At 44.8% G+C, this 21165-nt stretch carries 21 protein-coding genes; 16 read left to right on the top strand and 5 right to left on the bottom strand.

Annotated features, from left to right (window positions below; translation table 11 throughout):
* The first annotated feature begins 1 nt into the window (after position 1).
* Both ACQEXT_RS15915 and ACQEXT_RS15920 read left to right on the top strand, forming a co-directional pair.
* On the top strand, positions 2 to 673 hold the full coding sequence (locus ACQEXT_RS15915; protein WP_202816233.1) for a heavy-metal-associated domain-containing protein: 672 nt from the start codon (positions 2 to 4) through the stop codon (positions 671 to 673).
* On the top strand, positions 654 to 1235 hold the full coding sequence (locus tag ACQEXT_RS15920) for a hypothetical protein (protein WP_212756285.1): 582 nt from the start codon (positions 654 to 656) through the stop codon (positions 1233 to 1235). The genes ACQEXT_RS15915 and ACQEXT_RS15920 overlap by 20 nt, the downstream gene beginning before the upstream one ends.
* A 321-nt stretch (positions 1236 to 1556) precedes the next feature.
* Here ACQEXT_RS15920 and ACQEXT_RS15925 read toward each other — a convergent pair whose 3' ends face one another.
* The 3 genes from ACQEXT_RS15925 to ACQEXT_RS15935 are packed head-to-tail and all read right to left on the bottom strand — an operon-like array spanning position 1557 to position 4709.
* Positions 1557 to 2045, bottom strand: coding sequence for a cupredoxin domain-containing protein (locus ACQEXT_RS15925; protein WP_054963223.1), 489 nt, complete (start codon positions 2043 to 2045; stop codon positions 1557 to 1559).
* A gap of 40 nt (positions 2046 to 2085) precedes the next feature.
* Positions 2086 to 2928 (bottom strand): copper resistance protein B, encoded by an 843-nt coding sequence (locus tag ACQEXT_RS15930; protein WP_225455465.1) that lies wholly within the window; start codon positions 2926 to 2928, stop codon positions 2086 to 2088.
* Complete coding sequence (locus ACQEXT_RS15935) at positions 2925 to 4709, bottom strand: copper resistance system multicopper oxidase (protein WP_054963222.1); 1785 nt, start codon at positions 4707 to 4709, stop codon at positions 2925 to 2927. Before ACQEXT_RS15935 ends, ACQEXT_RS15930 begins: the two co-directional genes overlap by 4 nt.
* 1018 nt (positions 4710 to 5727) lie before the next feature.
* Here ACQEXT_RS15935 and ACQEXT_RS15940 point away from each other — a divergent pair.
* The 14 genes from ACQEXT_RS15940 (at position 5728) to ACQEXT_RS16005 (ending at position 19197) form a co-directional block, all read left to right on the top strand.
* Entirely contained in the window at positions 5728 to 6015 is a 288-nt protein-coding gene (locus ACQEXT_RS15940) for a hypothetical protein (protein WP_054963221.1), read from the top strand.
* A gap of 19 nt (positions 6016 to 6034) precedes the next feature.
* Positions 6035 to 6277: a hypothetical protein gene (locus tag ACQEXT_RS15945; protein WP_054963220.1), complete on the top strand. Its 243-nt coding sequence runs from the start codon at positions 6035 to 6037 to the stop codon at positions 6275 to 6277.
* A gap of 283 nt (positions 6278 to 6560) precedes the next feature.
* A complete protein-coding gene (locus ACQEXT_RS15950) occupies positions 6561 to 6941 on the top strand; it encodes a DUF3316 domain-containing protein (RefSeq protein WP_054963219.1) in 381 nt (126 codons plus the stop codon).
* Positions 6942 to 6993: 52 nt separating this feature from the next.
* On the top strand, positions 6994 to 7335 hold the full coding sequence (locus tag ACQEXT_RS15955) for a P-II family nitrogen regulator (RefSeq protein WP_054963218.1): 342 nt from the start codon (positions 6994 to 6996) through the stop codon (positions 7333 to 7335).
* Positions 7336 to 7365: 30 nt separating this feature from the next.
* Positions 7366 to 8049, top strand: a complete 684-nt coding sequence (locus ACQEXT_RS15960; RefSeq protein ID WP_054963217.1) for a heavy metal response regulator transcription factor — start codon at positions 7366 to 7368, stop codon at positions 8047 to 8049.
* Positions 8046 to 9365, top strand: a complete 1320-nt coding sequence (locus ACQEXT_RS15965) for a heavy metal sensor histidine kinase (protein WP_054963216.1) — start codon at positions 8046 to 8048, stop codon at positions 9363 to 9365. The genes ACQEXT_RS15960 and ACQEXT_RS15965 overlap by 4 nt, the downstream gene beginning before the upstream one ends.
* A 77-nt stretch (positions 9366 to 9442) precedes the next feature.
* On the top strand, positions 9443 to 9865 hold the full coding sequence (locus tag ACQEXT_RS15970) for a hypothetical protein (RefSeq protein ID WP_054963215.1): 423 nt from the start codon (positions 9443 to 9445) through the stop codon (positions 9863 to 9865).
* 98 nt (positions 9866 to 9963) lie between these two features.
* The gene (locus ACQEXT_RS15975) at positions 9964 to 11349 is read left to right on the top strand and encodes a TolC family protein (RefSeq protein WP_392392190.1); all 1386 of its coding nucleotides are present in this window, start codon (positions 9964 to 9966) and stop codon (positions 11347 to 11349) included.
* Positions 11350 to 11362: 13 nt separating this feature from the next.
* Positions 11363 to 13072 (top strand): efflux RND transporter periplasmic adaptor subunit, encoded by a 1710-nt coding sequence (locus tag ACQEXT_RS15980; protein WP_054963213.1) that lies wholly within the window; start codon positions 11363 to 11365, stop codon positions 13070 to 13072.
* Positions 13072 to 16197: an efflux RND transporter permease subunit gene (locus tag ACQEXT_RS15985; protein ID WP_054963212.1), complete on the top strand. Its 3126-nt coding sequence runs from the start codon at positions 13072 to 13074 to the stop codon at positions 16195 to 16197. The genes ACQEXT_RS15980 and ACQEXT_RS15985 overlap by 1 nt, the downstream gene beginning before the upstream one ends.
* A 72-nt stretch (positions 16198 to 16269) precedes the next feature.
* Positions 16270 to 16839 carry a copper-resistant cuproprotein CopI gene (gene copI / locus ACQEXT_RS15990; RefSeq protein WP_054963240.1) on the top strand — a complete coding sequence of 190 codons (570 nt, stop codon included), beginning with the start codon at positions 16270 to 16272 and terminating at the stop codon, positions 16837 to 16839.
* Positions 16840 to 16857: 18 nt separating this feature from the next.
* Positions 16858 to 17418: a hypothetical protein gene (locus tag ACQEXT_RS15995; RefSeq protein WP_155396150.1), complete on the top strand. Its 561-nt coding sequence runs from the start codon at positions 16858 to 16860 to the stop codon at positions 17416 to 17418.
* A gap of 19 nt (positions 17419 to 17437) precedes the next feature.
* Positions 17438 to 17878: a DUF411 domain-containing protein gene (locus ACQEXT_RS16000; protein WP_042521808.1), complete on the top strand. Its 441-nt coding sequence runs from the start codon at positions 17438 to 17440 to the stop codon at positions 17876 to 17878.
* 695 nt (positions 17879 to 18573) lie between these two features.
* Positions 18574 to 19197, top strand: coding sequence for a bifunctional 4-hydroxy-2-oxoglutarate aldolase/2-dehydro-3-deoxy-phosphogluconate aldolase (locus tag ACQEXT_RS16005; protein WP_426952944.1), 624 nt, complete (start codon positions 18574 to 18576; stop codon positions 19195 to 19197).
* Between the two features lie 156 nt (positions 19198 to 19353).
* Here the strand turns inward: ACQEXT_RS16005 and ACQEXT_RS16010 are convergent, their stop codons facing one another.
* Positions 19354 to 19884 carry an MltR family transcriptional regulator gene (locus tag ACQEXT_RS16010; RefSeq protein ID WP_138970713.1) on the bottom strand — a complete coding sequence of 177 codons (531 nt, stop codon included), beginning with the start codon at positions 19882 to 19884 and terminating at the stop codon, positions 19354 to 19356.
* 59 nt (positions 19885 to 19943) lie between these two features.
* Positions 19944 to 21092 carry a mannitol-1-phosphate 5-dehydrogenase gene (locus ACQEXT_RS16015; RefSeq protein ID WP_426952937.1) on the bottom strand — a complete coding sequence of 383 codons (1149 nt, stop codon included), beginning with the start codon at positions 21090 to 21092 and terminating at the stop codon, positions 19944 to 19946.
* Between the last annotated feature and the right edge of the window lie 73 nt (positions 21093 to 21165).

Here is a 21165-nt window from a genome sequence, read left to right on the forward strand (position 1 = left end):
GATGGCTGACCCTGTTCGTAACCAGCAGCACTTTAATATGCTGTGCTTTACCGGTGCTGATGGTGTCTTTAGGGTTTGGTGCTGCGATGGCCAGCCTGAACTACAACGTTCCGGGGTTACTATTTCTTGCCGAACACAAGCTAGGGACTTTAAGTTTGTCGGCACTATTACTGTTGTTTCTGGCCTGGATGATTTGGCGACCGAATCAGAGGTGTCCTACCGATCCGACGTTGGCAGCACTCTGCCAGAAAACCAAACGTTGGAATCGGTGGATATTCTGGATCAGCGTCAGTATCTAGAGCATTGGATTTTTCTTCAGCTACTTACTACTGCCGATTCGGCAGGCTTTCTGGTAGGAGGGGGTAAAATGAAACGATGGTTGACACTTAGGTTATTGGCGATAGCGATGATGATGGTTCAGACTGCTTTTGCGAAGACGCTTGAGGTCGAGGTCCATGGCATGACATGCGCTTTTTGTGTCGATAGTCTGGAGCGTAAACTAACGGCTATGCCTTCGGTTTTCAAGGTTCAGGTCAGCTTGAAAGCCAACAAAGTTCGCCTTGAAACAGATGGCGATACACCGAACGTTGAAACCATTAAGCAAGCTATACTGGATGCGGGTTTTACGCCGGTCAAAGTCACGGTTATCAGTGATGAAGAAAACAAAGAATAACGTTCTTGCTGTCCTGGGTTTAAGCTGTCTGTTGAGCGCTGTTGCACCTGTCCATGGCATGGGGTTGCGATCATTAGTGGCGCTACCGGTTGAAAAAGATGGAGCAGTAGTCCGCTTTGTGTATGAACACAGTCAGGATGTTGATACCAATGTCTTATCAGCTAATGTCGCTTACGGTTTGAGTGCAAACCAAACCTTATTACTGGGATTACCCTATCGATTGTCACCTGGCGGTACAGATCAGCAAGGTGATTTATCGATCCTGTACCGGCATATCCTGTGGCAGCAAGACCGTCGGTCTGGTACCAGTCGGTTGGGGCTGCTTGGAGGTGCCATTATTCCGACTGAAAATGGTCGAAACGGAGCTTTCCAGGCCGGATTTGTGTTTACACACTTTCAGGCTCGCAATGAATTTGATGTTGACGCCGTGTACCAGGCGGGCATTGAAGATCGCCCCGCCAGTGGTCGTTATGATGTGTCTTGGCAATATCGATTGTCTCCAGCTAACCGGCCCGATTGGGGGATGCTACTGGATTACAGCGGGTTCATCAGCAGTGGGTGATTGAGGGCGGAATTGTACAGGATTTGAATGCCACAAAAGACAGGCATTATTTGCTAAGTGCCCGGTTCCATTTCTAACTCCGATTGCGTCCGCAAGCGCTACACTATATCATCCGGATGACGAATGCTGCAGGGCGAGTTTAGACAAATTCTGATGGGATGCCGTTACCTCTTGAGCACTGGAGTCGTTTTTATCGTTCCAGAAGGGCGCACCACCAAACCGTATCCTCAGCGGCATAAATCCGATGACTTGCTTTTGCACTGAAGTCTTCAGACTAGCGTCCCCCATACTAACAGGTCCTCCTAAAGGAAGGTCTATTAGCTATTGTGAAACCTGAACTTGCCCTTTCATGCCGGCTTCCATATGCCCTGGGATCAAGCAGGCAAAGTCCACAGTGCCGGCTTGATCAAAATGCCACACTAATCCCCCTTTCTGACCGGCCTTGAGGTTCAGCATATTGGCTTCGACGTGTTGCATGCCTGGCATGTCACGCATCATATCGGCATGCTCCTTCAACATGGCGAGGTTGCCCAACACCAGCTCGTGATTAAGCTTGCCAGCATTTTTTACAAAGAAGCGTACAGTTTCTCCGACCTTTACCTTAATGGTGGCAGGAGTGAAACGCATATCGTCGCCCATCTCCACCACAATGGTTCGGTTGACTTCGGCCGGCTGACCGGGCCGGCCCATTCCATGCGTGCTCTGTTGGATGGAAGCAGAGTTATTGCCTTCATGATGGCCATGTTCACCCGCGGCTAGTGCTAGGCCGGGCAATAATGACAGAATTAAAACCAGTAACGTAGTTTTCATGGTTAATACTCCTAATAAATAAAAATTAGTCTTTGTCGCTTTAAAACCAGAACCTGATCCCGGCTACCCAGCGATTTTCCTGAGTTGCCTCATGTTCTTCCCTGAGTTGATTCGCGCGTTCACCTAGGGAAGCCTGCCATTCCCAGCCTAAATAGGGAGCGAACTGCCGACTTATCTCATAGCGCAACCGGGCACCGGTCACCACATCCGAGAGCCCCCTGCCTTGACCTCGCTCAGCATCGTTACTGCCATAAGCAGTGAGTTCAATGGCCGGTTGCAAAACTAACCGTTGGGTAAATAAAATCTCGTATTCTGCCTCCAGCACTAATGCAGTCTGGCCATCGTAGCCTAGATAGGCAGTAGCGCCCAGCTCCAGCCAGTAGGGTGCAAGACCCGACACACCAGCGGCCAGCCAGCCTTGGCCTGGGCCATGACCCGCGTCATAACGTATTCCTAAGTCTCGGTTCCAGAACCCGGTCAAGGCATGACGCCACAGTAACTCGGTACTCGCTTCGGCCAGCCTTCCGTGTTCAATGTCGCCTTCCGCTCTCAACACTACGCGGGAGTAGTCACGGCCAGCCCAAGCGTTAACCTCGTAAGCCAGCACTTGGTCATCCCCGTTGTCCAGCCGCTCCAGCCGGTCAGCCAGTACCCCGTAAAACAGATGCTCGTCGGCCAATTTCAGTTGGCGAGGACCTGGTAGAGCATAAGGGCCTTCGTCCAGACTGTAACCGCCGGAGTAAGCATGAGGATCACGGGCATCGACTGGCGGTTGTCCGCCTTGCATTTTCATCTCGCCGTGATCTACTTGGGCTAGAGCAGGAAAAGCGGTCAGCGCCAACACGCCCAATAAATGTTTCATCATCGCTCTCTGTTTACTCATGACACCACCACCATGCGGAACATGCCCGCGTCCATATGGAACATCAGATGACAATGCCAGGCCCAGCGACCTAGTGCATCGGCGGTGACCAGAAAGCTGATACGCTGGGCTGGCTGAACTGGTATGGTATGCCGACGGCACAAAAACTCGCCGCTAGGGCTTTCCAGCTCGCTCCACATACCGTGTAAGTGCATGGGGTGTGTCATCATGGTATCGTTGTGCAGGATGACGCGCACCCGCTCACCGTAGCTTAGATGAATGGGTGTGGATCCCCCAAACTCGACGCCATCGAACGACCAAGTGTAGCGTTCCATATTGCCTGTGAGATGCAATTCAATTTCCCGCTCGGGTGGGCGAGGATCCATGGGGCCACTAGGAGTGCGCAGATCTGCTAAGGTCAGTACTCGTCTGCCGTTATTGCGCAGGCCTACACCGGGGTCATCAAGGTTGGTTCGCGGCATTTCGACTCGCATATCGACGCTAGGGCCATATTCGGTGCGGGCGTGACGGACTTCCTTGCTAGCGGCTGCCAAACTACTAGTCATGGCAGCATGGTCCATGCTCGCCATATCATTCATGGCACTGTGATCCATACCATTCATGGCACTGTGATCCATACCATTCATAGCACCATGATCCATATTGCCCATCATGTCGGCCATGGTCAGGGCTTGAGGTTCATCCAGTGGCGGTACTATCGTGCTCAGCCCTTTGCGGGTAGCTAGGGTTCCCCGGGCATAACCAGTTCGGTCCATGGACTGGGCAAACAGAGTATAAGCCTCGGCGGTGGGCTCTACCAACACATCGTAGGTTTCTCCAGGTCCAAAACGGAATTCATCCACCATCACAGGCTTCACGTTAACACCGTCGGCCTGCACGACAGTCAGCTTCAGACCGGGAATACGCACATCGTAAAATGTATTGCCAGCACCGTTGATAAATCGCAGCCGTACCCGTTCCCCGGGCTTGAACAGCCCTGTCCAGTTGCCGGCGGGCGTGGTACCGTTCATTAGATAAGTCAGAGTTTCCGCGGACAGGTCAGCTAGATCGCTGGGGCTCATACGCATGTTGTTCCACATCTGTCGCTTTTCCAGCGATGCGCTGAGGCCGACACTGGCCATGTCTCGAAAGAAATCCACCACCGTTGGCTGGTTAAAGTTGTAGTAATCGCCCTGGTTTTTCAGTTTGCCGAACACCCGCATGGGGTTTTCGTCGGTCCAATCCGACAAAACCACCATATGTTCCCGATTGGCACTGATGGAATCAGCATCAGTTGGCTCCACAATCAAGCCACCATACATGCCGGTCAGTTCCTGCATGCCCGAGTGAGAGTGGTACCAGTAAGTTCCGCTCTGTTCCAGAGTGTAACGGTAGGTAAAGGTTTCGCCGGGCGGAATGCCAGCAAAGCTGATGCCAGGCACGCCGTCCATCTCAAAGGGAAGAATAATGCCGTGCCAGTGAATGGAGGTAGGCTCCTTCAGGCGGTTGGTGACGCGAATGGTGACGGTATCGCCCTCGCGCATGCGCAAGGTAGGCCCTGGAATGGAGCCGTTGATGGTGGTAGCCATGCGAGCTTTGCCAGTAAAATTGACTGGGGTTTCATCAATTACCAGATCGAACTCGGTACCGGACAGTTCGGGTACACTGCCGTTTAACGTAGTGGGGACGGGTGAGCGGGCTGAAGCCAGTATGGGAGAGACACCCAGAATTACACCACCCGCAGCCAGTCCTTGTACAAAGCGCCGCCGAGGCAGATTGAGCGGGTTTTGGGGCTGTTTCATAATTTTTCCTAGATTGTCTTTTGACATAGAGACAGCATAGATAGGCACACCTGATGCCTACATGACGTGAAGATGATAAAAATGTCATCTTCTAGCGAAATACCCTTGAACCCATTACAACGAGCTTGAGAACAGAACTTAATGTGCACCATCATCAAGGTAACCAACTTCACGTAACTAACTATGAAACAGCTGCTTAATGAGGATAAAGAAAGCACCTACAATTACCTGCAAAAGGGCCTACCCTTAATGTCTAGTGCCAAGCCTACAAGAGTAGTGCTGGCAGATGCCAGGACTTTGATTGACCGCGCGAGACAGTCTGAAAGACAGAGTACTGAGCCTGCTTAATCGGGCTAAGGTCCCCAAACAAAGAAACAATCATAACAATTTTCTATCTCATTGATTTTCAAAAAATAAAAACATCACAGTCATGCCTGTAAAATCGCTATACCATAAATTATTCTAACGCTTTCGATCACTTCAAAGCGTTTAATCTTGACTGATATCGGGAAACACTTTTGCTATTAAAGCTCATTGCAGGCACAAGATTAAACGAAAATGAAAAACTTAATCAGGAACGGTCAAGCTTTACCAAGTTGTTGCCAAATAGCAGTTGAAATCACTGGAGTAGATTAGCTCTTTACCGGCAGGTTGGTATTCTACTTTGAACACAAAACAAACAGTAACGAAATGTGCAGATTCATCTGTAATCAAAGTACACGTGTTATGTTTACTTGTTTCGTGGTTGGCAGATTTTCAAGCTATTTGTGGATATAAAAAAACACAACAGCTCCATTTATATTGTGAAGTATAGCCCCGTATGACGGTAGAGCTAAGCATTGCCGAAGCAGCAATATCCGCGTTCTTCTTTTACGGTGGAGTCCAACGCCAATCGCTTGGTAGTTTTAAAGGGCTAAGATGACAAAACTGTCATGAATCCCTCCCCACTCCTGATCTAAACGTTGCGATAAACTGAATCTCAGTTAAACGAGTTAAAGTTATTTTGGAGAGCAAGAGAATGAAAAGCAAAAAATCAGATTGTCACAAGAATGGTCATCATAAAGGTCATGGATGGATGATGGTTCTATGCGCGTTACTAATGGTGGGTATTCCATTATTTATTCTCTCTTCTAGCCAAGAGATGTTTAGTTGGGCATACCTTAGTAGTGCGATTGTTCCATTAATCATCTGTTTAGCGATGCATGGTTTAATGATGAAGATGATGATGCCGAGTGAAAAGAAAGGCTCCGAAGCCAACGAGCAATCGGTGGAAAAAATTGAAAACAATCAACAGTTCAAAGCATAAGTAAGGGTTAGGTGATTTTATGAAAAAGTTATATGTATCAGTGTTATTAAGTGGTCTAGTTGCGATGCCAGTGCTAGCAACAAGTTCCATCGATGATCAGCATCGAGACCACCATGCCGTTCAAAATGAGAAAGTACATGCTAATCGACCTCATACGGATCAAGTGAAGGATCACGAAGGAATGATGGAACACATGCAAATGATGCAAAGCATGAACATGGAAGACATGCCAGAAGAGTGCAAAAAAATGATGAGTAGCTGAACCAATGAAATATTCGTAATCAGAAAAAGAGATCCCCTTTACTTTTTCGAGTAAAAAAGAGCCGCCAGAGCTAACTGGGCGGCTCTTTATCGTTTAGAGCCACAGGATTCATCGCAATCACTGCAAGGCTATTTTTGGGGTTGCTTGATTTTATTGCGGTTAAAAGTTTATCGATTGTCTCCCTCCTAAATCTTAATATGACAAAAATGTCATGTTTGAGTGCCGAAAACGGTCACACTGGTTTAGATAAACTAAGAGCATCCAAACAGAGAAGGAAATAATAATGAATCTATTAGTCAAAACTCTATTAACTAGCTCTATTATACTTACTAGTGCCGCATCATTTGCACAACCATTGTATTCCGGTGGCAATTATGTAAGTCGAGTTGATCATAAAACTGTCTCTATTGATGCCGTGAGCTCTAAACAGCAAGCATACACGTTAGGGCTGGAAAAACTGTCAGAATTTGAGGATATGAGCGGGCGAGATTTAAGTACAGCTCTGGTCCCTGTAAGAACTTATGGTAGTGCTCGAAATTCTACTCACCTGAAAGATGGAGGGTATGTAACTGTTCAGGAAAGATTGAATAATCAAGGTCAGATAGAGTATGTAGCCAAAGTACATCTTAATGTTCATTATCAAGAACGAGATAGCAACAACTAATCTCAGCAGAGCTCCTAGAGCATCAATTTGTTCTAGGAGCTAAGGAGCAACTATGATTGATAAAATTTCGGTAATATTTCAGGAACAAAAGCTTGAGGATATTGAATCAGTTCTCGCAGAGGAAGGGGTGCGAAACTTCACGATTTATCAAGTACAAGGGCGTGGAAGTCATGCAAACCTAATTGATACCCATGCTTTAAATACACATTACCAACTAGATGTTTTCATTGGTCATAGCCATACTCAGAGTTTGGTTGGTGCATTACTAGATACTCTATGTGTGTCACAAGAAGGAAATGGTGTTACGTCTGTCATAGAAAACGTTTTGTTGTTTGATAATAATACGAAAAATCAAATTTCTAACCCATCATATAATCACAAGCTCGATGTATAACATCCAAGGAAATGAAGGCATTTTTCTTATATGAAATTACTCGTTGTAGAAGATGAAGAGAAAGCTGGAGCTTATCTTAAAAAGGGCCTAATTGAATCAGGCTACACTGTAGATCTATCTACCGATGGTGTTGATGCGTTGTACTTAGCGACCACTTATGAATATGATCTCATTGTTTTAGACATTATGCTACCAAAGTTGAATGGGTGGCAGTTATTGCAGACACTTCGCAGCAGTGAAATATCTACACCTGTCATTATTTTGTCAGCTAAAGATCAGGTTGAAGATCGAGTGAAAGGACTTGAACTTGGAGCGAATGACTACCTTGTTAAGCCTTTTGCCTTTGTCGAATTGCTTGCAAGAGTCAAAAATGCATTACGTCACCAAACTACCACGGTCAAAACTGAGTCTGTTCTAAGTATTGCTGATTTGAGCCTCGACTTACTTAAACGAAAGGCGACTCGAAACAATGACACGATCCCTCTGACGGCAAAAGAGTTTTCTTTGCTGGAATATTTATTTACGAAGAGGGGTCAAGTTGTCACTCGCACTCAGATAGCGTCCGCTGTTTGGGATATGAACTTTGATAGTGATACGAATGTCATTGATGCAGCAGTGAAAAGATTGAGGACGAAAATCGACAAGCCTTATCAGAACAAACTTATCCAGACCGTGCGAGGTATGGGGTACAAGCTTGATGACGCCGTAGAATGAAAAAATTACTAAATCAATCAATTGCACGCAAATTGGTGTTTATGTTTGTCACAGCCTCTTTTGTAGTTTTAGTCGTGTTTGCTTTAACGATCCAACACGCTATCAAGAACCATTTTAATGAGCAGGACTATAGGCACCTAGAAACAAAACTCCTTCCTTTAATAAGTACTGTTGAGCGAGATCTAGACTTGTTCCAGTCATGGGATATCTCAGCCTGGATATTAAACAATCAACAGGTGGTGCAAACGAACAATGAAGCTATTGACCTTCCATCTGAGCTGATAGGTAGCTCTTCATATGAATGGAGTGTAGGCAACAACCGTTTTCATGCTTTTAAGTTCGATTATCCTGAGGTAGAAAACGGTGCGATCGTGCTCGCAATGAATGTGACTCATCACAAGCTGTTTTTCGACAAGCTAAATACCATTCTATTTTGGACATTAGTTTTAACACTGAGTTTATCGGGTGCTTATGCATTAATCATTGTTAGAAATGGGTTACAGCCACTGAAACAATTAAAAGAGTATATCGAGCAAGTGAATACTAGCAACCTCAGCATTCGTATACCAAGTGACTCACTTCCAAAGGAGTTAAGCAACTTAATTATTTCTCAAAATGAAATGCTAGAGAGGTTGCAAGAAGGTTATCTCAGGTTGAGTGAGTTTTCATCAGATATTGCTCATGAGTTAAGAACACCGTTGAACAATATCTTGACCCAGACTCAAGTGGCACTTGGTATAGAGCGCTCCGTTGAAGAGTATCAAGACATTCTAGTATCAAACATCGAAGAGCTAGAGCGATTCAATAAGACCATTTCAGATACATTATACCTAGCTAAATCAGAGAATAGGCTTCTGCACAAGACCGATGCAGAGTTAGAGTTGAGAGAAGTAATCAACCCTTTGCTTGAATATTATGATGTGTTGGCAGAAGAAAAAAATGTTCGATTTACCCTAGATGGTTCCTCGACTCTGTTCGGTGACAAAGATATGCTTCAACGAGCATTTGGTAATGTGTTGTCTAATGCGTTGAGGCACTGCTTCCATAATACGGATATATCGGTAGTAATCTCCGAATCAGAAACGAGCAACAAGGTGATAATCAGCAATGTTGGTGAGCCTATACCTTTGAGCTCTTTGCCCTATATATTTGAACGGTTCTATCGTTCAGATAAGTCGCGTGCCCATAACGGAAGTGTTGGGGCTGGATTAGGACTTCCTATAGCTAAGGCTATCATGAAAGCACATCACGGAGATATCTTAGTAAATGCGAAGGATGAGCGAACTGAATTCGTCTTTATTTTCAATAATCTTTAACACCAATAAATTTGAAATATCACTATTGTTCATCAGTTTTTATAATGTATTATGAACGCGTAGTGAAAAGGTACGATATGACAGACTCTTTGAGACAAACAAGTATTTTGATTATCAGCATCTTAGCGATGTTGATGTCGAGCTACGTCTCGAGTATGCCAATGATGGATATGAGTGCAATATCGTCCTCTTCAATTCAAACCCAACGTTCTCACCATGACTCGATGGAAATGTCTGAGACTACAGCAAGCCATCATGCGATGATAGGCTGCCCACCGATGGATATAGAGATGACAAAGAGCGATAGTTCTACTCATTGCGATGGTTCATCTACCTCTGGTGGGGACTGCTGTAAAAGTGTGTGTACTAGCGTATTTTTTCCACTCTCATCTTCTCGATTAATCAGCATCTCTGAACCTGAACAGGCTCTGCGTCACCCAATCAAAATAGGCGTAACAGTAACTCGTATTCAGAGCTTACTGCGTCCACCCTCTGTTTAATTCAACTATCATAACTATTTAGCTCTCAATTCTATCTGCTGGAAGGCAGAAGTTGAGGTATGTCCATATCGTTTTATCGTGGATAAACAACAATGAGTATTGAATTAAACGGTTTCAGGGCATTTAACCCCCTGAGCCTTGGGTTTGCAATTGCACTTTATGCAATGCCTGCCCTGTCACATTCGGGGTCGAACGCGACTCCACAAACTATCTCAGCTTCGACGCAGCAGTTGAATGCACTAATTGAAGCGGCTTTAGCAAATGATACGAGTCGCTCTCAATATGCTGCGCAGTCACAGGCGATGCGTGAAACGGGCGTTGCAAGCTCGACTCTCATGGATCCAAAACTTAAGGTGGGCTTTGGCGGTTTACCTGTGGATTCATTTAAGTTTGACGAAGATCCCATGACGAACATTTCTGTTGGATTAATGCAACAGTTTGAACGGGGTGCAACGTTAGATCTTAACCAACGTAAAGCGAATCAACAGGCCGATGGTATGGCCTATCAGGTTCAAGTTCGTGAACGTGAAGTGGCGAATAGTATTACTCAACTATGGTTGGAGCTGGGCTACCTTCAATACGCAGAAACGTTGATTGAATCTAATCAACGTCTCATGGTAGAGATGGAGCAGTATATTCAAACCAATTACTCAATTGGTAAGAGTGAAGCGCAAGATCTGCTTAACACCCAACTTAAAGTCAACAAACTCGACGAAAAGCTGCAATCGAATCAACAAATGCAAAATCGAGCTGTAGCTCAGTTATCAGAATGGCTAGGCTCAGAGTGGTTAAATCACCGTTCCATTGATTCGAATCAGGCAGGCTATCAATTAGACTGGTCGCGTTTGAATACGCTTTTAGAGCAGCAAACCAGCAACACTCAGTACTACTCACTGCTTAACCAACATCCTATGGCGCAAATGGCTGACGCCAACATCTCTGCCAATCGCACCCAAGTGGAGGTTGCTGAACAATCTTATACACCACAATTTGGTGTCGAAGTGATGTATGCCTACCGTCAATCTGACAACATGAAAGGTGAGCCAGCTTCAGATTTGCTGAGTGCCTATCTTACTATGGATATCCCTTTGTTCACTGATAACCGCCAAGATAAAAATGTAGCGGCCGCTCAATACCAAGTGGGCGCAGCGCAGTATCAAAAAGATACGCTGCTCGCTCAAATGAACGCCCAAGTAAACGCATTAATGACGGACAGAATGAATCTCATTGAACGCATTCAGCGCTACCAAGAGCGCTTATTACCTCAGTCCAAAGCCCGCATTGAAGCGGTTGAGCGCGGTTATCAGAACAATACTGCTCAGTTTGGTGATGTCATCACTGCATCAACCGATGAATTGGCTCTTCAAATGGAGCTTGCTCGCCTAATCACCGATATGAACCAGGTCAATAGCAAGTTATCCATGTTACTTGGTGGTTTCGAATATCAAGTTTCTGCGCCAAACACTCAGTACAAAGAACAATAATAAAGGAATCAAGATGAGTACATTTAAAGTTGCAAGCCTAGCGCTACTGGTTGGTGGTGCATTGGGGTTCGGAGCGAATATTTACCTTTCAGGCATGAACCATAACATGGTTGGAATGATAGCTTCTGAGTCTAAATCAAGTGATGAACCTCTGTACTGGGTCGCACCGATGGACCCAAACTATCAGCGAGATAAGCCAGGAAAGTCCCCTATGGGGATGGATCTTATTCCTGTCTATGCTGATGATCTCAATGGTAGTAACGACAAGCCAGGAACAGTGAAAATTGATCCTGCTGTTGAAAATAACCTTGGCGTTAAAACAGATACTGTGCAGCAAGAAGTGCTTGCACCACGCATCGAAACTGTCGGCTATGTCGCCTTTGATGAGAGTCAACTTTGGCAGACCAATGTTCGAGTATCGGGTTGGGTTGAAAAGCTTTATATCAATGCTGTTGGTGAAAAAGTGAAACAAGGTGACACGCTGTTCACTCTGTATTCCCCAGAGCTTGTAAAAGCACAAGAAGAACTGATCAGTGCCTATAAGAGCCAGCGTAAAGGAATGATACAAGGTGCTACCGATCGTTTGATCACTTTGGGGGTTGACCGCAATCAAATTAAATCTATCGCCCGTCGAGGTAAAGCGTCACAAACCATTGAAATTAAAGCGCCGGCAGACGGCGTTATTGCAAGCCTCAATATTCGTGAAGGTGGCTACCTTTCTCCAGCTCAAGCGGTGATCAGCGCAGGTCCTTTGAATCAAGTATGGGTAGATGCAGAAGTCTTTGAGCGTCAATCTCATTGGATTAGACAAGGCAGTCAAGCATCCATGACGTTGGATGCCTTACCAGGTGGAGAATGGAATGGTGAAGTGGATTATGTCTATCCTATTCTTGACCCTAGTACGCGTACATTGCGTGTCCGCCTTCGATTCGATAATCCACAAGGTGAACTTAAGCCGAATATGTTCGCTAACGTCGCACTGAAACCGGTATCAAGTGATGAAGTGTTAACCATTCCACGCTCCTCAGTCATCCGTTCTGGCGGTATGACTCGCGTGGTTCTGGCTGAGGGAGAAGGAAAATATCGCTCTGCCAGAATTGAAGTTGGTCGTGAAGCCGCTGACAAGATTGAGGTCATAAAGGGATTGCAACGAGGAGATCGTGTTGTTACATCAGCGCACTTCATGTTGGACTCTGAGTCAAGTCAGTCTGCCGACCTATCAAGAATCAATGGCATCGAACCGACTGCCGAAACGGCTTGGGCAACAGGTGAAATTACTGATGCAATGCTTGGGCATAGGATGCTAACGATTAATCATAAGCCTGTTCCAGAGTGGGATTGGCCAGGAATGACCATGAACTTTATGGTGTCAGAGCAGGTTGAAATGGGACCACTTTCAAAAGGGAAAATGATCGACTTTGAAATGAAAAAATCTGAATCAGGTCAATATGAAATCGTTGATTACAAAGTAAGTGAGCTGAGCATAAATACAGAAGTATGGATAGACGGTGATGTCTCTATGTTAATGGCGGACTTTGGTATGGTGACACTAAATCATGCCCCAGTTGCTGATTGGTCATGGGACGCAGGTGAGCTCAACTTTTCAGTCGGTGGTGATATTGAACTCTCAAGTTTTCAGGAGGGTGACAAAGTTCGGTTTCTAGTGGAGAAACAAGGCTCTGATTATCTTCTCAAAGAGTTAGTTAAAAGAGAGGATAAGTAATGATAGGTGCAATCATCCGATGGTCTATCAATAATCGCTTTTTGGTATTGGTAGCGACTTTTGCTTTAGTCTTTGGCGGATTATATAGCGTAAAGAATACTCCAGTTGACGCTCTTCCTGATCTATCTGATGTACAAGTGATCATAAAAACAAGTTACCCAGGTCAGGCACCACAAGTGGTGGAAGACCAAGTCACTTATCCGCTGACAACGGCTATGCTTGCGGTTCCTGGCGCTGAAACTGTTCGTGGATATTCGTTCTTTGGTGATTCCTATGTGTATATCATCTTCAATGACAACACAGACATGTATTGGGCTCGTTCGCGAGTGCTCGAATATTTAAGTCAGGTTGCGCCAAACCTTCCCCCAAGCGCTAAGCCAACACTAGGGCCAGATGCGACAGGTGTGGGTTGGATTTATAATTATGTATTGCAAGATAAAACTGGAAAGCATGACCTTGCAGAGCTGCGTAGCTTACAAGATTGGTTCTTGAAATATGAGCTGCAAACCGTTGATGGGGTGTCTGAGGTTGCAACTGTTGGCGGTATGGTTAAACAGTACCAAGTACAAATTGATCCAGCTAAATTACGCGCATATGACCTTACCTTACAACAAGTCAATATGGCTATTCAAAATGGTAACCAAGAAAGTGGCGCGTCTGTAGTAGAAGTTGCAGAAGCTGAGCACATGGTTCGAACCACTGGTTACTTGTCTAGTATCGATGACATTAAAGCGCTTCCTCTCAAGGTAAGTAAAAAGGGATCTCCACTATTGTTAGGCGACGTTGCTGATATTGACCTCGGACCACAGATGAGACGAGGAATCTCTGAACTAAATGGAGAGGGCGAAGCCGTAGGTGGCGTAATTGTCATGCGTTTTGGAGAAAACGCGAGCGAAGTGATCAGTAATGTAAAGGATAAGCTAAACGAGCTTCAGCGTAGCTTGCCTGATGGTGTTGAGATAGTGGCTACTTACGATCGTTCTACGTTAATCAATGCAGCAGTTGAGAACCTTTGGAAAAAGCTTGCAGAAGAGTTCATTGTTGTCGCTATTGTATGTGCGTTGTTCCTATTCCACATTCGCTCATCATTGGTCATCGCGCTAAGTTTGCCTGTCGGTATTTTAGGGGCCTTTATTGTCATGCATTGGCAAGGTATCAACGCCAATATCATGTCGTTAGGAGGGATTGCAATCGCGATAGGCGCAATGGTAGACGGTGCTATCGTTATGATAGAAAACGTACATAAGCACATTGAACGAACCCCATTGACTGACAAAAACCGATGGCAAGTGATTGGTGATGCGGCGCAAGAGGTTGGTGCACCGCTGTTCTTTTCGCTACTGATCATCACGCTAAGTTTTGTTCCTGTATTCGCATTGGAAGGCCAAGAAGGCAAGATGTTCTCGCCACTCGCCTTTACTAAAACTTATGCAATGGCGGCGGCAGCAGGCCTTGCTATTACCTTAGTGCCGGTACTCATGGGATATCTTATTCGCGGTAAAATATTACCAGAGAACAAGAACCCTATTAATAAAGGTCTAATTGCCCTTTATAAGCCCTTACTGAATATTAGTCTGAAGTACCCGAAAAGCATGATTGTATTGGCTATTGCTCTTATGGGGTCTGCTTATTACCCAACAACGAAGCTAGGTAGTGAGTTCATTCCTCCTCTTGATGAGGGTGACTTGATGTATATGCCAACTACCTATCCTGGTATTTCTATTGGTAAAGCGCGAGAGTTGCTTCAGCAGACAAACAAATTAATTAAGACGGTACCTGAAGTACAGACAACATGGGGTAAAGTCGGTCGTGCTGACACAGCGACCGACCCTGCTCCCTTAACTATGATTGAAACCGTTATTCAGCTTAAACCGCGTGATCAGTGGCGTGAGGGCGTGACAACTGAGTCGCTACGAAAAGAGTTTGATGACTTGATTCAATTTCCTGGTTTAACTAACGCATGGGTGATGCCTATAAAAACACGCATCGACATGTTGGCAACGGGCATCAAAACACCAATTGGAATCAAGATCGCAGGGAGTGATTTAGCCGAAATTGAGAAGATAGGTGCTCAACTAGAACCTATTCTTAACAATATTACCGGCACTGCTTCTGTATACGCAGAGCGTGTTGCCGGTGGTCGCTATGTCACTATTGATATCAATCGAACAGCGGCAGCTCGATACGGTCTTAATATTAAAGAGGTACAACAGGTAGTTTCTACCGCTGTCGGTGGTATGAATGTTGGAGAAACCATTGAGGGTCTTGAACGTTACCCAATTAATGTCCGTTATCCACAAGATTACCGTGATTCAGTCGTTAAGCTAAAGCAACTGCCATTGGTTACCCCTAGTGGCGCTAGAATTGCCTTAGCTGATGTGGCTGATGTTCGCTATGAAGATGGGCCACCGATGATTAAAACAGAGAATGCTCGTCCAAATGGTTGGGTGTTTGTAGATATCGATGGTCGAGACTTAGGCTCTTACGTTGAGGAAGCAAAACAGGCGGTTGCAGAGCAACTTGATATGCCAGCTGGTTATTCAATTGCATGGTCAGGTCAATACGAATACATGGAGCGTGCGAAAGAGCGTCTGGGTGTTGTTGTGCCGATCACGATTGCCATCATCATGTTACTGCTTTACTTCAGCTTCCGACGCGTAGGTGAGGTGATGATTATCATGCTGACTCTGCCTTTAGCTATGGTGGGTGGCTTGTGGCTCATGCATTACCTCGGCTACAACTTCTCAATCGCGGTAGGCGTTGGTTTTATCGCGCTAGCAGGGGTTGCTGTTGAAATTGGGGTCATTATGTTGGTATACCTCAACCAAGCTTGGCACTACACCAAATTGGATGCCAAAGAGCAGAGCAAATCACTGAATGAAGAGGATTTGAGTAAATCGATTCAAGAAGGTGCTGGCTTGCGCGTTCGCCCGGTAATGATGACGGTACTTACTGTTATTATCGGTTTGATCCCAATCATGTACGGTGAGGGGACTGGCTCTGAGGTAATGCAGCGTATCGCTGCTCCAATGATTGGTGGCATGGCATCGGCTCTGCTACTCACACTTCTTGTTCTTCCTGCGATTTTCAAGCTTTGGAAAACACGCGAACTAAAACACGACTAAACACACATTCGGGCTAAGAACGAACTTGGCCCGTAAACTTTTGAATGAATTACTAAGGAACACAATATGAACATGAAAAAAACACTACTTGCTGCACTTCTGTCAATTACAGCAACATCTGCAATGGCAGAAATGGACCACTCTATAATGGATCACTCAAAGATGGACCACGGCTCTATGAACCATGAGAGTATGGACCATAGTAATATGAATCATGACGATATGGATCACAGCAAAATGGATCATTCAATGATGTCGATGGAAGGCATGTCTGATGTTGGTATGCCAGCAACAGGTGCAAAACCAGACAAAGTGGTCCATGTTGTGTTGGCAGATGACATGACAATCAAGTTCAAAAAAGAAGTACAAATTGAACCTAATGATGTAGTTCAATTTGTGGTTATGAATGTTGGCAAGATTGATCATGAGTTCACTATTGGCTCAGCGAAAGAGCAACTTGAACATCGAGAAATGATGAAGAAAATGCCTCATCATATGCATGATTCTGGGAATGCAGTTACAGTAAAACCGGGTAAAGCTAAGCAGTTGATTTGGCACTTCCACGGGGATAGCAAGGTTGAATTTGCATGCAATATTCCAGGGCATGCAGAAGCAGGCATGATTAAAAAAGTGAGTTTATAGACGCTATAAAGGAACCTGATGATGTTAAAGCGTTTATTCATGCTAGCGGGTATGTTTAGTGTGAGTTTGTTCACCTATGCTTCAGAAGACTCAATTTCAGCCGGTGAGTCCACTTTTCTTACTGTAGGTGGATATGGATGTATTGCGTGTCATGGGCTATACGGTCAAGGGGGAGGTAACGTTGGTGGGAACATCAGAGGTAGCTCCTTAAATGATCTGAAATATAGCCTAGAGCATGAACAAACAATGAAGCTTTTAGGCGATGCACTAAGTGAACAAGATAAGATAAATCTAGCAGATTACATGGAGCATCTTGGAACGTTTCAGTTAGTGGATTGGATGTATGAAGGCACCAAAGAGGCGCTACTCTCAGTTTCTATAGATAGCGGTGAGAAGAGTCAATTGGTGGTACTAAATAAAACGTTTGAGTCAATGTCAATTGACCTCTCCCCTTTGGCTGGTAAACATTTAACACTGCGCGTAGAGCCGTATGAAACTCAGCACTTTGAGTGGATTCCTGAAAAAGGAGTGTATGAGCTGAGTTATGGCGATGAAGCCGTCAGTATTAACGTAAAATAGATTTTAGTTAGGTAACTATATGAGTAAAAAATTGAGACTTATTGCACTTTCATCTTTGATTTTGAGCTTTAACGTCTTTGCTAAGCCTGTTATTGAGCTTTATAAATCGCCTACGTGTGGTTGCTGTAAGGAATGGGCAGCAATTATGGAGAAGAAAGGCTACGAAGTGAATGTTAACCATGCTCGCGACTGGAGTTATGTCAAACAAGAGTTTGGAATGCCTAGTCAACTGATGTCCTGCCATACAGCTGTCATTGATGGATATATGATTGAAGGGCATGTTCCTGAGTCTGATATCAAGCGTTTGCTTGAGGAAAGGCCTGAAAATATTTCAGGAATCGCCGCTCCCGGTATGCCGCAGCATTCGCCGGGAATGGCACGACCAGGGCAGGAGTACAAAGGCTTTAACGTGGTGTCTTTTGATAAGACAGGGCAGATGAAACTTTATAATAAGTACTAAAAGTCGATTAAGAAGTTGGGCTCTTGAGGTAAGTGCGGAGCCCTTTTGTTTATTTAAAAGGAGCTCTTGCACTAAATCGAAACGAGTCCGTTATTCCGTTGTATCCAAAAAGTTTGCTAAGCGAGACTGGGTTGACCAATGACTAAGTGCCTAGAAAGGAAGGTCTCTTACAATGCTTAAAGTTTCAAACTTTATTGTCATAATTCTGTTGTGCAGAGAGTTATGGCATTAAGTTAGTTTCAAACTTTATTGTTACCTTCTTTTATCTAGGCTACTTGGTACTAAACTCTACACGAGAGAAAAGTTTCAAACTTTAATGTCCTCCGACAATGGTTTCATTAATGGTAGCGTTCTGGCCGGAACGCTACCATTTTTTGTTTTCTACGCTCAGAATCTATCGAGTTTTTGCTATCTGACCCAAGGTTAAACTTGAAAGGTGTGGGCGTTTTTTGTTTTGCAATGACTCTGCGGCAAAGTTTTGGCTGCGTGAGCGAGCGTTACTATCATTGATCAAAGATCTCTGCCAGTATCAAATGATCTATTTTAGCGCTGGTTATCTAGCAAACGAATTATTAGGTGGAGACCTTGCCGAGTCTGCGCTTGCTGGGCACAAAGTGGCTGGTACTGTTATTCAACATCGTGGTGCGATTATTCCAAACCAAGCCAAGCGATGCCAATTATTTAAGGAACCTGAAATGAAAGATCTTAACCAACAACTTGCAGAAATTAAAGTCGTCCCTGTCATCGCAATCAAAGATGCTGGCAAAGCGGTTAAACTGGCACAGGTACTCATTGAGAATGGTCTTCCGTGTGCAGAAGTCACTTTCCGTACAGAAGATGCGGCATTGGCGATCAAAAACATGCGTGAAGCTTATCCAGAGATGCTAATTGGTGCGGGAACCGTGTTAACAAGTGCGCAAGTCGATGATGCGATTGATGCGGGTGTCGACTTTATTGTTAGCCCAGGTTTCAACCCAACGACGGTAAGATACTGTCAACAGCGCAACGTAATGATTGTCCCTGGCGTTAACAACCCAAGCTTGGTTGAACAGGCGATGGAAATGGGTTTACGCACCCTGAAGTTTTTCCCTGCGGAGCCTTCAGGAGGTGTCGCTATGCTTAAAGCGTTATCTGCTGTCTACCCAGTGAAATTTATGCCTACAGGTGGTGTTAGCCCAAATAATGTAAAAGACTACCTATCGATACCGTCTGTTTTAGCTTGTGGCGGTACTTGGATGGTTCCTGGTGATCTCATTGATAACGAGCAGTGGGATGATTTGGCGAAATTGGTACGTGAAGTGGCAGGTATTATCGCTTAGCACTCACCGATAAACTTTCATTTAACGCCTGCGATAACGCAGGCGTTTTTGTATCTAACGTTGCTGTTTATTACAAATCACTATTTTACGAGCTTACAAATCGATAGGAGACCGCTTTCGATGGCATGAGCTGAGATAGGAAAAGCCTAATGGGCGTTAGAATGGGCTCTCTTTACCGAGTTCATTGCAGATTGCAACAATCGCCAAAGAAAGCCCTGATTTAATAATCTGTTGCTGGCGTTGAAGCTGAAGCTGGTAAAACTCTAAATCGATATCGCCATCTGGCTCTGAAACCTCTAATTGAACCATTCCCATAGTTTGAACCAAATTGAGTTTTTTTATCGGCGCTAGGATGGTTGGATCAGTAAAATCGTAGTCGGTGGCATCGCTATTGAGCGTATTTTTGATTTTGATAATGTCTTCAATGTCGTGGTAGACGTTATCGGGAAGTACACCTAGACCATAGAGTAGTTTTAAACGTACCGACAGATTACCTAGTGGGCCGGAATCATGCAGTAAGGGACCAACAACAGATTGCACCGCAAAGTTATCTTTTTGGAAGATTCTCTGTATTAGCGCGTCAATTGACTCGTCAAATACATCTACGGCAGCAATGAAAAAACCACGCACCGAAGGGGCGCTATTGAGTCGCTCTATTATTTCAGTTTCACTAATTTTCTCTGCCATATACTGAACTAATTACTTTGTTGTAAAGGGGAGGTTTAACTCCCCCTAGTTTATTGTCGTTATAGTGTCTCGAAGATCGCTTTGATCTTGGTGACTTCTTTACTGTGTTCTTTTAAGCCAGTGTAGAGAGCCAGCGTTTTACTAACGCCTAACTCTTTTAGGCTCTTTTGCAACTCAACGGCCTGCGGATCATCGCTGTTATGGTATTTAAGTGCAGCTGCAATTCCTTTTAAAAGCGTTTTATTTTCAGTGCCATACTCGATTGTACCCAGTAATGGCTTCACTAATCTATCGTTTGCCCCTAATTTACGAAGAGGTTGTCTTCCAACGCGATCCACTTCATCGACTAAATAAGGGTTAGCAAAGCGGCTGAGGATCTTTTCTATGTATGCGTTGTGCATGTCTGGGGCAAAACCATAACGACGAATGAGGACTTCACCACTCTCACGCATTGCTTGTTTAACATCGGCGTAAATTTCGGGATCTTCTATCGCTTCGCGGATTGTGCGATGACCTTTAAGGCAGCCTAAGTAGGCGGTGACGCAATGACCTGTATTGAGCGTAAATAATTTTCGTTCTACAAACGCCATTAGGTTATCGGTTTTCTCCATGCCTGAAATATCAGGAATTTCTCCTTTGAACTGCTGCTCATCGACGATCCATTCACTGAAACTTTCCACTGTCACTTCGAGTGGGTCGTCATTCGCTGCTTCCGCTGGTGGAACAATGCGATCGACAGCCGAGTCTACAAATCCGACTAGCTCATCAGCCGTCGAATGAAGCGATGCATCGAGATGCTTGTATACCTGGCCTTTTAAGTGAGTCGTACCTCGGATCATGTTTTCACATGCGATGATGTTGAGTGGCTTGTCGTTATTAACGGCAAAACGTTTAGTAATACCTGCCGCAATGGTTTTGGCAATGATGTCTAGTACATTTGGCCCAACCGCCGTTGTCACCAAGTCGGTTTTAACAATACGATCAATCACCTCTTCACTCGCCGAGTTCACTGCGGTGACATGAGTTACTGTGTCAATTTTGCACTCTGTACCAACAACTTTGACTTTATATTCTTGCTTATGACTAAGTTGATCTACCAAAGGGACGTCAACGTCAGCAAAAGTGACTTCTACGTCTGCATCTGCCAGCAATTTACCAATGAAGCCACGACCAATGTTACCTGCACCAAAATGGACTGCGTTTTTCATAATACTTACCTACCAAAATCTAAAATTTGACGAAAACGAATCTAGGTTGAGGTCAACCGCATAGGGGGTGACA

Source organism: Vibrio sp. TRT 29B02 (assembly GCF_050113655.1).
GTDB lineage: Bacteria > Pseudomonadota > Gammaproteobacteria > Enterobacterales > Vibrionaceae > Vibrio.